Annotated in this window: 13 protein-coding genes; 5 read left to right on the plus strand and 8 right to left on the minus strand. The window is 64.0% G+C overall.

Translation table 11 applies throughout. The features are described 5' to 3' along the window. Positions 1–33: 33 nt before the first annotated feature. The 3 genes from IPM12_11035 (at position 34) to IPM12_11045 (ending at position 4,179) form a co-directional block, all read left to right on the plus strand. The gene (locus tag IPM12_11035) at positions 34–1,023 is read left to right on the plus strand and encodes an SPFH/Band 7/PHB domain protein (protein ID MBK9148333.1); all 990 of its coding nucleotides are present in this window, start codon (positions 34–36) and stop codon (positions 1,021–1,023) included. Between the two features lie 377 nt (positions 1,024–1,400). Beyond that, the gene (locus IPM12_11040; protein ID MBK9148334.1) at positions 1,401–1,916 is read left to right on the plus strand and encodes a hypothetical protein; all 516 of its coding nucleotides are present in this window, start codon (positions 1,401–1,403) and stop codon (positions 1,914–1,916) included. Between the two features lie 292 nt (positions 1,917–2,208). Beyond that, positions 2,209–4,179, plus strand: coding sequence for a hypothetical protein (locus IPM12_11045; GenBank protein ID MBK9148335.1), 1,971 nt, complete (start codon positions 2,209–2,211; stop codon positions 4,177–4,179). A 488-nt stretch (positions 4,180–4,667) separates the two neighbouring features. On the opposite strand, the gene IPM12_11050 is transcribed toward IPM12_11045, so the two are convergent. The 8 genes from IPM12_11050 to fahA all read right to left on the minus strand — a co-directional run bounded on the left by IPM12_11050 (position 4,668) and on the right by fahA (position 13,142). Further along, on the minus strand, positions 4,668–5,111 hold the full coding sequence (locus tag IPM12_11050) for an Hsp20/alpha crystallin family protein (GenBank protein MBK9148336.1): 444 nt from the start codon (positions 5,109–5,111) through the stop codon (positions 4,668–4,670). A 164-nt stretch (positions 5,112–5,275) separates the two neighbouring features. Further along, on the minus strand, positions 5,276–6,010 hold the full coding sequence (locus IPM12_11055) for a hypothetical protein (GenBank protein ID MBK9148337.1): 735 nt from the start codon (positions 6,008–6,010) through the stop codon (positions 5,276–5,278). Positions 6,011–6,017: 7 nt separating this feature from the next. Then, positions 6,018–7,442 carry an rRNA methyltransferase gene (locus tag IPM12_11060; protein ID MBK9148338.1) on the minus strand — a complete coding sequence of 475 codons (1,425 nt, stop codon included), beginning with the start codon at positions 7,440–7,442 and terminating at the stop codon, positions 6,018–6,020. A 4-nt stretch (positions 7,443–7,446) separates the two neighbouring features. Beyond that, entirely contained in the window at positions 7,447–8,709 is a 1,263-nt protein-coding gene (locus tag IPM12_11065) for an adenylosuccinate synthase (protein ID MBK9148339.1), read from the minus strand. Positions 8,710–8,723: 14 nt separating this feature from the next. Then, on the minus strand, positions 8,724–9,089 hold the full coding sequence (locus tag IPM12_11070; protein MBK9148340.1) for an STAS domain-containing protein: 366 nt from the start codon (positions 9,087–9,089) through the stop codon (positions 8,724–8,726). After that, positions 9,086–9,547 (minus strand): transcriptional repressor, encoded by a 462-nt coding sequence (locus IPM12_11075; protein ID MBK9148341.1) that lies wholly within the window; start codon positions 9,545–9,547, stop codon positions 9,086–9,088. The genes IPM12_11070 and IPM12_11075 overlap by 4 nt, the downstream gene beginning before the upstream one ends. Before the next feature lie 51 nt (positions 9,548–9,598). Further along, positions 9,599–11,839 carry a bifunctional (p)ppGpp synthetase/guanosine-3',5'-bis(diphosphate) 3'-pyrophosphohydrolase gene (locus IPM12_11080; GenBank protein ID MBK9148342.1) on the minus strand — a complete coding sequence of 747 codons (2,241 nt, stop codon included), beginning with the start codon at positions 11,837–11,839 and terminating at the stop codon, positions 9,599–9,601. Between the two features lie 10 nt (positions 11,840–11,849). Next, positions 11,850–13,142: a fumarylacetoacetase gene (gene fahA, locus IPM12_11085; GenBank protein MBK9148343.1), complete on the minus strand. Its 1,293-nt coding sequence runs from the start codon at positions 13,140–13,142 to the stop codon at positions 11,850–11,852. A 46-nt stretch (positions 13,143–13,188) separates the two neighbouring features. On the opposite strand from fahA, the gene IPM12_11090 reads away from it, so the two are divergent. Next, positions 13,189–13,674 carry a hypothetical protein gene (locus IPM12_11090; protein MBK9148344.1) on the plus strand — a complete coding sequence of 162 codons (486 nt, stop codon included), beginning with the start codon at positions 13,189–13,191 and terminating at the stop codon, positions 13,672–13,674. A gap of 41 nt (positions 13,675–13,715) precedes the next feature. After that, complete coding sequence (locus tag IPM12_11095; protein ID MBK9148345.1) at positions 13,716–14,471, plus strand: hypothetical protein; 756 nt, start codon at positions 13,716–13,718, stop codon at positions 14,469–14,471. Positions 14,472–14,531: the final 60 nt, after the last annotated feature.

The raw sequence follows: 14,531 nt of genomic DNA on the forward strand, positions 1-14,531 counted from the left end.
TCAACCCCTCAACCCCTCAACCCTCCGATCATCATGACCGACTACATCATCCCCGCGCTGTTAGTGGCCTTCGCCTTCGTGATCATCGCCAAGGGCGTGCGCATCATCCAGCAGAGCGAAGCCATGGTGATCGAGCGCTTCGGGAAGTACCGCACCACGCTCACCGCCGGCTTCAACATCATCATCCCGGTCTTCGACAAGCCGCGCGAGATCGTGTACCGCTTCACGCGCGACCTGCCCGATGGCAACAAGTACGTGCAGTTCCAGCGCAAGGAGCGGATCGACCTGCGCGAGACGGTCTATGACTTCCCGCGCCAGAACGTGATCACCAAGGACAACGTGATGACCGAGATCAACGCGCTGCTCTACTTCCAGATCATGGATCCGGTGAAGGCCATGTACGAGATCGAGAACCTGCCCCTGGCCATCGAGAAGCTCACGCAGACCACGCTCCGCAACGTGATCGGCGAGCTCGACCTCGACGAGACCCTCACCAGCCGCGACACGATCAACGCCAAGCTGCGCGCCATCCTCGACGAGGCCAGCAACAAGTGGGGCGTGAAGGTGAACCGCGTGGAGCTGCAGGACATCAACCCGCCGCGCGACATCCGCGAGGCCATGGAGAAGCAGATGCGCGCTGAGCGCGACCGCCGCGCGCAGATCATCGACGCCGAGGGCAGCAAGCGCGCCGCGATCCTGCAGGCCGAGGGCGTGCAGCAGGCGCAGATCACCGAAGCCGAGGGCCAGAAGCAGAGCCAGATCCTGGAGGCCGAAGGCGACGCCCAGGCCCGCATCCGCCGCGCGCAGGGCGAGGCCGAGGCCATCAAGCTCGTGACCCAGGCCATCAGCGGCGCCAAGGCCGACCCCGCCAACTACCTCATCGCCATGAAGTACCTGGAGACCCTCACCAGCATGACCAGCGGCCAGAACAACAAGGTGATCTACATGCCCTACGAGGCCACCGGCGTGCTCAGCAGCGTGGGCGGCATCAAGGAGATGCTGGACATGAACAAGAAGGGCTGATCACTAATAGGGTAATGATGCGCCAGGGGTATGAGCCCGGCGGGTCAATGCCTCCCGGGGTAATCTCCACCTCGAAAGGTCCTTGCACGATTACCGCTCCGCACGAACACCTCCGCAGTGGCCTGCGGTCTGCGGCTGACCTGCGGCCGCCGAGGCTCGACTTCTTTTCTCGACAGGCGTCCGCCCCGCTAACGCGGATCTGTAGCGCTGCCGCGGATCTTGGATCCGTGGCCACGCTTAACGCAGGGGCAGCGCGATCAGTTGGGGCCCATACGGTCGCATGGATGCGATTTGCACGTTGGCCGCGCCATTCCTCTTCAGCCCGCACTCCTGAACCTTGCCCGACAGACTGCGTTACTTTTCACCACCAAGCCGTCATGATGCGCCGCACATTCCCCGCATTGATCGCCATCGCCGCTGCCCTGGCCGTCTTGCACGCGTGCAAGCACGAGGCCGATGCATCGCCCACCGACCTCGAATTGCTGGCGCGCGCCAGCGGCATGGAAGCCGATGTGTGGTACAAGTTCAGTGATGCACTGCTGCCGCGCACGAGCGGGTCGGGGCATGCGGAGGCTTTCCTGCGAACGCGCTTCAACGACATCGCCGCTGCGCATCTCGACACCATGGGCAAAGTGATGGAGGGCACCATGTTCGCTGAGGGTTCGCTGGTGGTGAAGGAGCTTTGGCCCGAGGCTTCGGGCCTTGGCACCTATGCGGTGATGCTGAAGCGCAGCGGCGACCCGGCCGCCGATGAGAACGGCTGGGTCTGGGGCTACATCCGCAGCAATGGCCAGGTTCGCGAATCGGTGATCAACCGCGGTGCGGTGTGCAAAGGCTGCCACGGCGGAGCGGGCAACATCAATGGCACCTTGATGAACGCTGCGTACCCGTAGGACGATGGTCGGGTACCTGCCCCTGGCCCCTCGGCCTCCGCAGGGCGACCACGAGCGCGGCCCCTGCGGCCATGGAGCCTCGACTTCCTTTTCTCGACAGGGTCCGGCACAGACTGTGAAGGCGGGCCAGAGCGTTCGCCACGGCAAGGACCAGCAAGTCCGTTACTTCCTGGTTGGGGTGGTGCAGCACGGCGGCGGTGAGGGGCGTCCGTCGAAGTGCGATCGAAGTTGAATGGGGTGGTGGAAGCGATAGGTGCGGGTCTCCTATCTTGCCCATCCTAACCAGGAATCCATGCGCCACCCGGTACTCACCTGCCTGTTTGCATTCGCACTTACCGCACCGGCCCAGACCGTGCTCTTCAGCGAGGACTTCGATGGAAGCCCCGCCTTTGCCATCAACACCGCCGATCAAGGGGGCGCGACCGCCTCGCCAGACAACACCTGGCTGATCAATAACGTGTACGCCGGGGGCAGCGGCAGCGTGATCTGCTTCGGCTTCCCGTTGCCGTTCAGCGTGGGCAACACGCCCAGCCAGCCCGCGGGCATTTCCAATGCGAACGGCAATTACCTGCACATCACCAGCGTGGCTGCGCAGAACAGCGGCATCCTCAGCTGCTGCTTCCTGGCCGCCGATGGCCTTTGCGCCAACGCTGCCAGCCATTTCGCGCGCATGACCACCGATGTGGCCACCGGCGCGGCCGATATCACCCTCAGCTTCTGGTGGCTGTGCGCGGGCGGCAGCAATAACTACGGCGAGGTTTACTACAGCACCAACAGCGGGGCGAGTTGGAACCTGATCAGCACCCCGATCAGCCAGTACCGCAACCAATCGAACTGGGTGCAGCAGAGCATCACGCTGCCCGACTTCAGCAACCAGGCCACCTTGCGCTTCGGCTTCCGCTTCTTCAATGGCACCACCACCGCTGCGCAGGATCCCGCATTCGCCGTTGACGATGTGGTGATCACCTCGGCCATTGATGTTCCGCCCTCGATCGTCACCAGCGCCATCGCCGGTAGCAGCTTCTGCCAGGGCGCGCAAGTGAATGTGCCGTACACGATCACCGGGAGCTTCACCGGCGGCAACGTGTTCACCGCGCAGCTCAGCGATGCCAGTGGGAGCTTCGCTTCGCCCACCGACATTGGATCGGTGACCAGCACATCCGCGGGCAGCATCGCCTGCACCATCCCCATCGCCACGCCGCCCGGCAGCGGCTACCGCATCCGCGTGGTGAGCAGCGCGCCTGCACTGACAGGCACCGATAATGGCGTGAGCCTCACGATCAGTGCGGCGCCGTACGCCGGCCCCGATGGCAGCGTGACGCTCTGCAAGAATTCAGGCACCTACAACCTGCTCGATTACATGACCGGTGCGTCGGCCTGCGGGGCATGGACAGGCCCCAATGCGCTGCCATTCAGCGGCCAGCTCGACACCTACACGGATCCAGGCGGCGTGTACACCTACAACACCAATTGCCCCGGCGGCTGTCCACAGGATCAAGCCACGCTCACCGTTACGCTCCTGAACCCGGCGAATGCTGGGCTTGATGTGAGCACGGCCCTTTGCACCGGCGGCAGCAACCCGCCCTTGGTGAGCTATGTGAACGGCGGTGATGCCACGGGCATCTTCTTCTACAATGGCCAGCCCACCACCAACGCGCTGCTCACCGCGCCAGGCAGCTACAATGTGCTGTACGTGGTGTTCGGCACTTCGCCCTGCATCAACGACACGGCCGAGTTCCTCTTCACCGTGAATGCGGCGCCTGATGCCGGAAGCAGCACCACGGTGACCATATGCCTGAATGATCCTCCCGTGTCTCTGATCACCTTGCTCGGAGGCACGCCTGATCCTGGCGGTGTTTGGACGAACCCGGTGGGCACGCCGGTGAGCGGGACCTTTACCCCGGGCACGAGCCAGCCCGGGCTTTACACCTACGCCGTGGCTGGCCTTGCGCCGTGCGCCGATGCGCAAGCCTTCGTGGCTGTGGTGGTGGATCCCTGCTCCGGCATCAGCGAAGCGGCCTCTGCCGAGCCCCTGAGCTATAGGGGGCAGCAGGGTACGGAGCACGTGGTTGACCTGGGCGCGAGGACGGCCAAGGGACTTGAGGTGTTCGATGCACTGGGGGCCATGCGCTGGAGCGTGACTGGTCCGCTCCACGGCGTGCAGCGATTCGACATGGGCCAACGGCCTGCAGGCATCTACTTCCTGCGACTGGCGGGCGATCCCGATGGCCAAGTGCTGCGCTTCCTACACAGCGACTGGTAGCCTGTGCAGAAGATGTGCATAACCCGAGGCTCCGAAAATTGGCCGTCCTTGGGCCCTGTCCTACGTTCGTCTCACCGAAGTTCTTTACGCCCCCCGACGCAAGAAGGGACCGCTCGGATTGAATGCAGCACGACGCCGGAAGCGCGCAAGCGCGGCCACACCTGGTAAGAGGTCATGCGAACGTGCAGCACGAGTGCATGCCAGACGTGCAACGAGATCCACGGCAAGAGGATGAGCCGCGGAAAGGCGGTGAGGCCTATCGGGCAAAGGCATCGGGCATGCAATAGGCCACGGCCGAGTTGCATGGGAGCGGGGATCGCTGAAAGGCGGGCCCCGCTCCGCTTTTTCGGTGGGTCCGTTGCGCTGATCGTGCGGCTGCTGTTCCCAAGGATTCAACCCGAAGGTGAAGATGGGCGCGGCCTGCTTGGGCCTGGCTTGGAACGGACGAAGCCCCGGAGAGGGGCTTCGCCGATGAATGGTTGAACCGATCAGCCGATCGTGATCTCGCGGGCCTTGGGCCTCACGGCTTCGGCCTTCGGGATGCGCACCACCAGCATGCCGTTCACATGCTCGGCACGGATGCCTTCGGCGTTCACCGTTTCGGGCAGTCGGAAGCTGCGCGCGAACGAGCTGTGCATGAACTCGCGGCGGGTGAAGCGCTCGTTCTCCTTCAGGTCTTCGGACTTCTTCTCCGCGCTCACGGTGAGGGTGCTGTCCTCGACATTCAGCTTCAGGTCCTCCTTGGCGTAGCCGGGAGCCATCAGGTGAAGCTCGAATTCATTGTCGCGTTCCACGATGTTCACGGCGGGCACATTGCGGCGCGCATCATCCTGTCCGAGCGTCTGGCCGATGTCGCGGCCGAAGAACTCGTTCACGAGCTCACTGAAAGGGCTGGTGAGCACAGCCTGCGGACGGTACTTCGCGATCGTCATGGCGTGTTGGGTTTTTTGTGGTTTGCAGTGCATCATGCGCCCCGCCGGTCAACCCGGATGCCGCCGCGGCGATTGCGACGAAGTGGCGCTCGCCGGTGCTTGCTGTGCGACAGGATTTCCGGATCGCATCGCCCCGCCGTGACGGAATTGCAGCGGCGTGATGCTTACTGCTGCACGAAACGGAAGGTGATGATGCCGCGGTGCGGATCAGGCGCCGATGAGCTAGGGCTGAATGGGGTCTCCTTGGCCGATCGCAAGGCGAGCTCCAGCATGCACTCATCGGTGGTGTTGGTGCCGGCCTTGTCGAGTTCGGCCTTGCGAACGCGCCCATTCCGGTCCACTTCCACGCGCACTACCACGCGGCCTTGCTCCTTGCAGAGGTATCCGGGCTTGGCATCGCCGCGGACCCTGTCGCGCAGGTCGTGCTCCACCAGCGCGGCCCCTTCCACTTTCACGGGCTCCGCAGGTTTGCTGAGATAGCGTTCGTGGTCCCACTTGCTGGGATCCAGCTCCGGGATATCCACGTCCTCTTCGCCGCGCGCCTTGCGCTCTTCCTCCAAGCGTTCGAATTCGGCCTGCTCAAGCGCGCGCAGGTCGTTCTCCACGCGTTCGGCCAGTTTCGCCTGGCTGAAGGAAGGCTTCACCTCGGCGGTGATGTTGCTGGTGAGGGCCGTGACCTTCTCCGGCACGCCATCGTCCTCGTCCTGGATGCGTTGCTGGATCTCCTCGGCTTCCAGGTCGCTGATCATCTCGATGCGCATGTCGCTGATCTGGTCCTCCCGCGGCACCGATGGCATGTAGATGAAGGTGCAGATGAACAGGAACAGCGTGTGCAAGGCGAGCGCGCCGATCACGCCGGCCTTGTGCTCTTCGAACCAATCGAGGAATGCGGTGAGCATGGTGCGTTCACTGCTTCGACCAAGGTACAGCGGCCGCATCGCTTGCATGGGCGCGTATCCGCCACGCCGCCGGCCATCGGTTGTTCCACCGCGTGCGCGCGCCGTGCAACCAGCCGAGCCCGAGCCCATGGATCGTGGCAAGCGCATCGCCTTCGGCAGCCGTATCAGGCAACGCCTCGCCACGCAGGTAACGCAAGGCTGCGTCATCGGTGAGCGGCACTTCTTTGAGCGCGCTGCGATCGAGCGCCTGCGACAGGGCCATGGCCGGGTGCGGCCTCCAGCCCGCGCCCTTGGGTTCAGCACTAGGGAGGCCCGGGGCCACGATGCGCAATGGGCCGCGGAGTCGTTCCGCGGTCCGATGCCATCGCGCTGGCATCGCATGCATGGTTCCTCGCTGGTCCATCGCCGTGAACTCCAGCTCCTCCTTCAGCCAAGGCAAACGCAATGGCTCTGCGGTCCGTATGGTCGGCGTACGATCGGGCAGCGATCCGGGCTTGCGCAGCACGGTGATGAAGAATCCTTCGCCTCGCACGCGGTGCGGATAGCAGCGGTAGCCAAGGGCGCCGTGCAAGGTGCTGCGCTCAACGCCCCAAGCGGGCTGCAAGGGCAGTTCGATGCGCTCTGCTCCGAGGGCGATGAGCGCGGCCGCTTGGACCTCATTCTCCATGGCCTCCCAGGTGCAGGTGCTGTACACGAGCACGCCGCCGGGGCTCAGGGCGTGCCAGGCGGCTTGCACGAGCACCTGCTGTGTGGCGGCGCAATGCTGCACCAGGTCGGGGCTCCATTGAGCGCGCGCGAAGTGATCCTTCCGGAACAGCCCCTCGCCCGAGCAGGGCGCATCGAGCAGGATCAGGTCGAATGCGGCTGCCAGCGGCATGAGGTCCTCAGCCCTCGCCCCTGCGATCATCACGTTGGGCGCGCCATGCTTCCAACAGTTCTCGGCCAGCACCGCGCGGCGATCCGGATGGACCTCGTTGGCCACCAACAGGCTCCCCGGCGTGAGCAACGAAAGCAGATGGGTGCTCTTGCCACCCGGTGCGGCGCAGAGGTCAAGGGCGAGCACATCGCGATCGATGAGGCCCGATGCGCGCACGGCCTGCTCGAGCAGCATGCTCGAAGCCTCTTGCACGTAGTACGCACCGGCATGCAGCAACGGGTCGAAGGTGAATGCCGGGCGCTGCGCCAGATAGCGGCCGTTCGGGCACCATGGGATCGGATCGGCGGCGATCCTGAATGGCTTGCCCGGATTCAGGCGGATGCTGGTCGGCGCGGGTGCATGCAGCGCTTGCAGCAGGGCCGCCTGCTCGTCGGTGTGGCTGAGGGGCAGCTGCTCGGCGAAACCGGCAGGGATAGGCTCAATAGCCCCGGACCCCGTTCGCCGTTTCCGCTGCGAATGCGATGAAGGCGGGCCGATTCGCTTCCGCCGGTTCATGGGATCACTGCGCCGTTGCAGGCTGCCGCATGATGGTCTCTGAGCGATCGGGCCCCAGCGAGACGATGGAGATGGGCACGCCAACGGCCTCTTCGATGGTCGCGATGTAGCGGTCGAGCGCATCGGGCAGTCGGCCTTGGGCATCCGAAGCACCCCAGCCCGCCATCTCGGTGTACACCGGTTCGATGCCCGTGCTCACATCGTAGGGCATGCGGTCAGTGAGCTGCCCATCCACGCGGTAATGCGTGCAGATGCGCAGCTTGTCCATGCCGTTGAGCACATCGGCCTTCATCATGGCCAATTCGGTGATGCCGTTGATCATCACGGCGTAGCGCAACGCGGGCAGGTCGAGCCAGCCGCAGCGGCGCGGCCGCCCGGTGGTGCTGCCGAATTCGTGGCCGGCTTTGCGGATGGCTTCGCCGGTCTCGTCTTCCAGTTCGGTGGGGAAGGGGCCGCTGCCCACCCGTGTGCAATACGCCTTGAAGATGCCGGTGATGCGGTCGATCCGGTTGGGTGCGATGCCCAGCCCAGTGCACGCGCCGGCGCAGATGGTGCTGCTGCTGGTGACGTACGGATAGGTGCCGAAGTCGATGTCGAGCAGGGTGCCCTGTGCGCCTTCTGCGAGCACGCGCTTGCCGGCGCGAAGGGCTTGATCGAGGTAGTGCTCGCAATCGACGGTGGTGAATTCGCGCAGCTGCTGCACGGCGTCCATCCATTCGGCCTCGGCTCCCGGGCTGGCGCCGCTTTGGTCATAGAGCGAGAGCAGGCGCTCGTGCTTGCGGCGCAGCACGGCCACGCGCTCTGCGAGATCGGGCTGGAACAGGTCTCCGACGCGCAGGCCGTTGCGACCGGTCTTGTCCATGTACGTTGGGCCGATTCCCTTGAGCGTGCTGCCGATCTTGAGTTTGCCCTTATCGGCCTCGCTGGCGGCATCGAGTGCGCGGTGCGTGGGAAGGATCAGGTGGGCGCGCCGCGATAGCAGGAGTGATGCGCGGATGTCCACGCCCGCGGCTTCGAGCTCGCGCACCTCCTTGAGGAAGATCACCGGATCGACCACCACGCCATTGCCCACCAGGTTCATGGTGCCTTCGCGGAACACGCCGCTGGGGATCGTGTGCAGCACGTGCTTGTGGCCTTCGAACAGCAGCGTATGCCCGGCGTTGGGTCCGCCTTGGAAGCGCGCGATCACCTCATAGCGCGGCGCGATCACGTCAACGACCTTGCCTTTGCCCTCATCGCCCCATTGGGCGCCGAGCAGCACATCCATGCGTGCGGCGCCCACTAGCCCTTGATTTTGGCGATGGCCTCTTCGACCTGGTCGGTGATGGTGAAGACGGTGTCGAGCTTGGTGACCAGGAAGAGCTGGCGCACGCCGTGGCTCACACGGGCGATGAACGTGTCGCCGCTCTTGTTGCGCGTGGCAGTGAGCACGCTGATGAGGATGTTCAGGCCGGTGCTGTTCATGTACTGGAGCTCGCCCATGTCGAGCACCACGGATGATGCCCCCTTGTCCAGTTCGGCGTTCAGGGCCTCCATGAGGCGGTCGGCCTGCTGCTGATCCATGAGGCGGCCCTTCATGTGGAAGACGGGGATTCCTTGCTGCTCGGTGATCTCAAGGCCGAAGGGCAGGCGGTCGGTGACGGTCATTTGTTGCTGGATTTGGCTTGGCAGGCGGCGCAAAGGCCGTGGATGTGCAGGGCGTGGCGGTTCGGCTTGAAGCCGGTGGCGTCGGCGACGGTGTTCTTGATCTGCTGGATCCTGGGGTCGCAGAATTCGGACACCTTGCCGCAGGCCTCGCAGATCAAATGGTCGTGCTGGCGGTAGGCGTGCGCTTTCTCGAAGCTGCTGCGCTCCGTGCTGAAGCGATGCCGGCGCACGAGCTCGCAATCGATCAGCAGGTCCATGGTGTTGTACAGGGTGGCGCGGCTCACCCGGTACTTCTTGATCTTCATGCGGCCGTAGAGGCGCTCGATGTCGAAGTGCCCGTCCTGGGCGTACACTTCGCTGAGTATGGCGAAGCGCTCCGGGGTCTTGCGATGCCCGTTGCGCTCGAGGTACTCGGTGAAGATGCGCTGGGCGCTGGCCTGCTGCTCAACCGGGTTCATGCGGCGGTTGCTGTGGAGTCGCGCAAATGTAGGCGCGGAGGAGGCGCGCCGCTATTGCTCCACGCGCTCCACGCTGCGCACGCCGCGCACGCGCTTGAGCTTCTCGATCAGGGCCCTGAGGTGGTCGGTGTCGTGCACATAGGCCATCACCTTGCCCTCGAAGATGCCATCGTGGCTCTCGAAGCTGATGGCGCGCATATTCACGTTGTGCTCGTGGCTGATGATGGTGGTGATCTTGTTCACCAGGCCCACATCGTCGATGCCGCTGAACCTGATGCCCGCCAGGAATTCGATGTTCTCCTTGCCCTTCCAGCGGGCCTTGACGATCCGGTAGGCGAAGTTGCTCATGAGCTGCACGGCGTTCGGGCAGTTCACCCGGTGGATCTTGATGCCCTCGCCCACGGTGATGAAGCCGAAGACATCGTCGCCAGCGATGGGGTTGCAGCATTTGCTGAGCTTGTAGTCGATCTTCTGCAGGTCGTCGCCGATGAGCAGCGCGCCAGGGACGGCCCCCCGGATCTCGGCGACCACCTCTTCGAGGCTGCGCTCATCGGCCTTGCGCTCCACTTTGGGGAGATGCAGCCTGCCGGCGCGCACCTCAACGCCTTCGATCTTCTCCGGTGCGTGCTTGCCGCGCGCAACGTGATAGTACAGGTCCATGGCGCTGCGGGCGCCGAAGTGCTCGATCAGGGCGTTGATGCTGGCGGCATCGGCCTTGGCGCCCCACTTGCGGATCAGGCGCTGCACCTGCTCGCGGCCCACCACGGCGAGCTTCTTCTTCAGGTCGCGCAGGCTCTGCTTGATCTTGTGGCGGGCCTTGGCGGTCTTCACGTAGCCGAGCCAATCCTCCTTGGGCTGCTGCTTGCGGCTGGTGATGATCTCGATCTGGTCGCCGCCTTTGAGCGGGTGGCTCAAGGGCACCAGCTTGTGGTTCACCTTGGCGCCGATGCACTGCCTGCCGACCTGGGTATGGATGTCGAAGGCGAAATCGAGCGCGGTCGAGCCGGCCGGCAGGTTGCGCATCTCGCCCTTCGGCGTGAACACCACGATCTCATCGCTGAAGAGGTTCAGCTTGAAGTCATTCACGAAATCGATGGCGTCCGTGGTGGGGTCGTCCAGCACCTCGCGGATCCGGTTGAGCCAGGCGTCCAGGGAACTGGCGTGCTCCTGGTCGTCCTTGTAGCGGTAATGCGCGGCCAGGCCCATCTCGGCGATCTCGTCCATGCGGCGGCTGCGGATCTGCACTTCCACCCAGCGGCCGCCTGGGCTCATCACGGTGGTGTGCAGGCTCTCGTAGCCGTTGGCCTTGGGCAGGCTGATCCAATCTCGGAGGCGATCCGGGTTGGGCTGGTAGTAGTCCGTGACGATGCTGTACACCTTCCAGCAATCGGCCTTCTCCAATTCCTGCTTGGTGTCGATGATGATGCGGATGGCGAAGACATCATAGACCTCCTCGAAGCTCACGTTCTTCTTCAGCATCTTGTTGTAGATGCTGTGGACGCTCTTGGGCCGGCCCTTGATCTCATAGCTGAACTGCTCCCGGTCGAGGGCGCGCTTGATGGGCACCACGAAGCTGTTGATGAATCGTCGCCGCACGGCCTCGCCCTTCTTCAGCCTGGTGCTGATGTCCGCGTACACCTCGGGCTCCTTGAATTTGAGCGAGAGGTCCTCGAGCTCGCTCTTGATGGAATAGAGGCCGAGGCGATGGGAGAGGGGCGCGTAGAGATAGAGGGTCTCGCTGGCGATCTTGAGCTGCTTGTCGCGCGGCTGGTGGTCCAGGGTGCGCATGTTGTGCAGCCGGTCCGCGAGCTTCACCAGGATCACGCGCACGTCCTGCGCCAGGGTGAGCAGCACCTTGCGGAAGTTCTCGGCCTGTATGCTGTCGGTGGCGAACTGCAGGCCGCTGATCTTGGTGAGCCCGTCGATGATGGTGGCCACCGTGGGGCCGAAGAGGTCCTTCACGTCATCGAGCGTGAGGTCGGTGTCCTCCACGGTGTCATGCAGCAGCGCCGCCACCACGCTGGTGGTGCCCAGGCCGATCTCCTCCGCGCAGATGCGCGCCACGGCGATGGGGTGGTAGATGTAGGGCTCGCCGCTCTTCCGCCGCTGGTCCTTGTGGGCCTCCACGGCTATGTTGAAGGCCTTGCGGATCAGGCGCGTGTCCTCAGCCGTGCGCTCGCCCTTGATCGCGCGCAGCAGGGTGCGGTAGCGGCGCAGGATCTCCGCGCGCTCGGCTTCGATGTCGATGGCGGGCTTGGAGGCGTCTGACGTGGCGGCTTCAGCGCTGCTCATGGCCTCGAAGTTAGGGCGCCTCGAAGGGCAGTGCCGGAAGCACTTTCGTGCGCACCTCGCCGAAGCCGATCCGCAGTCCGTCCTTCTCGCAGTAACCGCGCATGATCACGGTGTCACCGTCCTCGATGAATCTCCGCTCGCTGCCGTCAGCCAGCTTCACGGGCTTGGTGCCTTTCCACGCGAGTTCCAGCATGCTGCCAAAGCTGTCGGGCGTATCGCCGCTGATGGTCCCGCTAGCCATCAGGTCGCCGGCGCGCACGTTGCAGCCGTTCACGGTGTGGTGGGCCAGCTGCTGCGCCATGTTCCAGTACAGGTGCTTGAAGTTGCTGCGGCAGACCACGGTCTCGCTTCCGCCTTCGGGACGAATGGCCACCTCGAGCTTGATGTCGTAGTGCTTCAGGCCATCGTACTGCAAGTAGGGCAGCACCACCGGATCCTGCGCCACGCCTGCCACCCGGAACGGCTCTAGCGCATCCAAGGTGACCACCCACGGTGAGATGCTCGATGCGAAGTTCTTTCCCAGGAAGGGGCCGAGCGGCACATACTCCCAAGCCTGGATATCACGGGCGCTCCAATCGTTGAAGAGCGCCAGTCCGAAGATGTGGTCATCGGCTTCCGCGGTGCTGATCCGCTGGCCGAGGTCCTTGCCTTCGTAGGTGAAGAAGCCCACTTCCAACTCGAAGTCGAGTTGGCGGGTGGGGCCGAAGACCGGCGCGGCATCGGGCGATGGCCTGAACGGGCCGCAAGGACGGTGGATGTCGACGCCGCTGGGGATGATGCTGCTGGCGCGCCCGTGGTAGCCTACCGGCAGATGCAGCCAATTCGGGAGCAGGGCATTGGCTGGATCGCGGAACATGCAGCCCACATTGTAGGCATGCTGACGACTGCTGTAGAAATCGGTGTAGTCGCCGATGGCGAAGGGCATCTGCATATCGACCTTGTCCGCACCGATGAGCGCGGCCTCTCGGACGTGCGTGTCGTCCCGCAGCTCGGGGTTGTCGTGCCGCATCAGTTCGGAAAGCCGACCGCGCAGATAGTGCGCGAGATCGGGCCCGAGCAAGAGCAATTCATTCAACGGCTTGTACAGGAGCATCTCGGAATCCAAATCCTCATGTGCCAGTAAGCCCGCTCCATGCAGCACGCTCAAGTCGATGCAAGTGTCGCCGACGCGTGAGAGCGTGACCAAATCACCTCCGCCCGCTCGTTCGCCGATGCCGAAGGGGATGTTCTGGATGGGGAAGTCGCTACCGGCCGGCACGGGGATCCAGGAGCGCAGCGCGGGGTCGTTCGGATTCTTGGACATGGCGCAAAGGTGCGTTGCGGCGCCGCATCGCATCTTCACCCCACGGATGAACCGATCCTCGAAGCGCATTGTCGTGGGCATCGTGGGCCTGCACGCGTTCATGCTGGCCTGCTACACCTTCCCGGAGCAGCTTGTGCCCGAGCGCCTGCGCGTCGTCGGCCAGCTCTATGCCAGGCCGCTCTTCCACCAGCAATGGCGGCTCTTCGCACCGGATCCGCCGCTGTGTGATTGCCGCATCGAATACAGCGTGGGCGGCTCGTGGTTCAACATCGATCGAGGGCCCGACCATTACCTCCAGCGACGCGCGGCGCAGTCGATCGCGCGCCACGTGCAGGCTGAAGCGTTCGAAGGCCGAGGATCACTCGCGCCGCAGTTGATGCGCGCCATGAGGACAATGGTGCTCCATGGCTACGAGTGGCGCGCTGGCTACGCGGTCCCCACGCATCAATTCCGGCTGGTCGAGCATTGCGTCACGGATGTTGAAAGGCCGTGGCTTCGCGAAGAGCGGATAACCGAACTCTTGGTTCCATGAACGTGGCCGAGGCGCATGTTCGTAAGTCCCGCTTCGCTATCATGGCATGGGTGCTGCTTTTCGCACTCTTCAGCTGGACCGGGTTTGATTCAAGTAACGTACTGGCCATTTCACCGCCATGGCTTCCTCCGGGACCATTGAAGCACATCACGCATGTGCTGCCGCAGCTCCCCGACTCGTGGCAAGCAACCCTTCTCCTGTTGCTCCCATGGGTGATCGTTGTTCTCTCCGGCGTCGAGCTGTGGCGTTCCACGAAGTGGTGGCGCGTGGCGCTGATCTGGTTGCTCTACGTGAATGTGATGAATACGGGCTGGCTCTCCTCCAGCGGCGGCCAGCAGCTCATGGCCAACGTGCTCTTCTGGTGCGCCTTCCTCGCCGCTCGCGATGAGCGCTTGAAGGCCATCGGCTTCTGGGCGATCAGGCTCCAATTGCTGCTGGCTTACGCGGCCACCGGCCTGCACAAGCTCACCGGAGCGCATTGGCTCGATGGCACTGCGCTTGGCATTGCGGCAACCGATCCGGCATACGGTCCTGCTTGGATCGCTTCGTTCCCGACAATTGCAGCAATAGCCACCTATGCGGTGCTCTTGTTCCAGCTCACCTTCCCGATCGCGGTCTGGTTCCGCGCCACGCGCCTGCCGTGGATGGCTTTCGGAGTCCTGTTTCACCTTGCCACGGCCATCTGGATGGACATCCCTGAGATGGGCCTTGCCTTCATCGCATGCTATGCCATCTGGCTCGATGAGGATCAGCTTGCGCGATTACCCGTGCTGCGAAGGCTGAATGGCCCGGCATGACCCGGTGGTGCGTTCCTGTTGCCGGCGCGCATTCCGCACCGCGAATGGGGATCCGGTAGC

The organism is Flavobacteriales bacterium (genome assembly GCA_016716605.1).
GTDB lineage: Bacteria > Bacteroidota > Bacteroidia > Flavobacteriales_F > PHOS-HE28 > PHOS-HE28.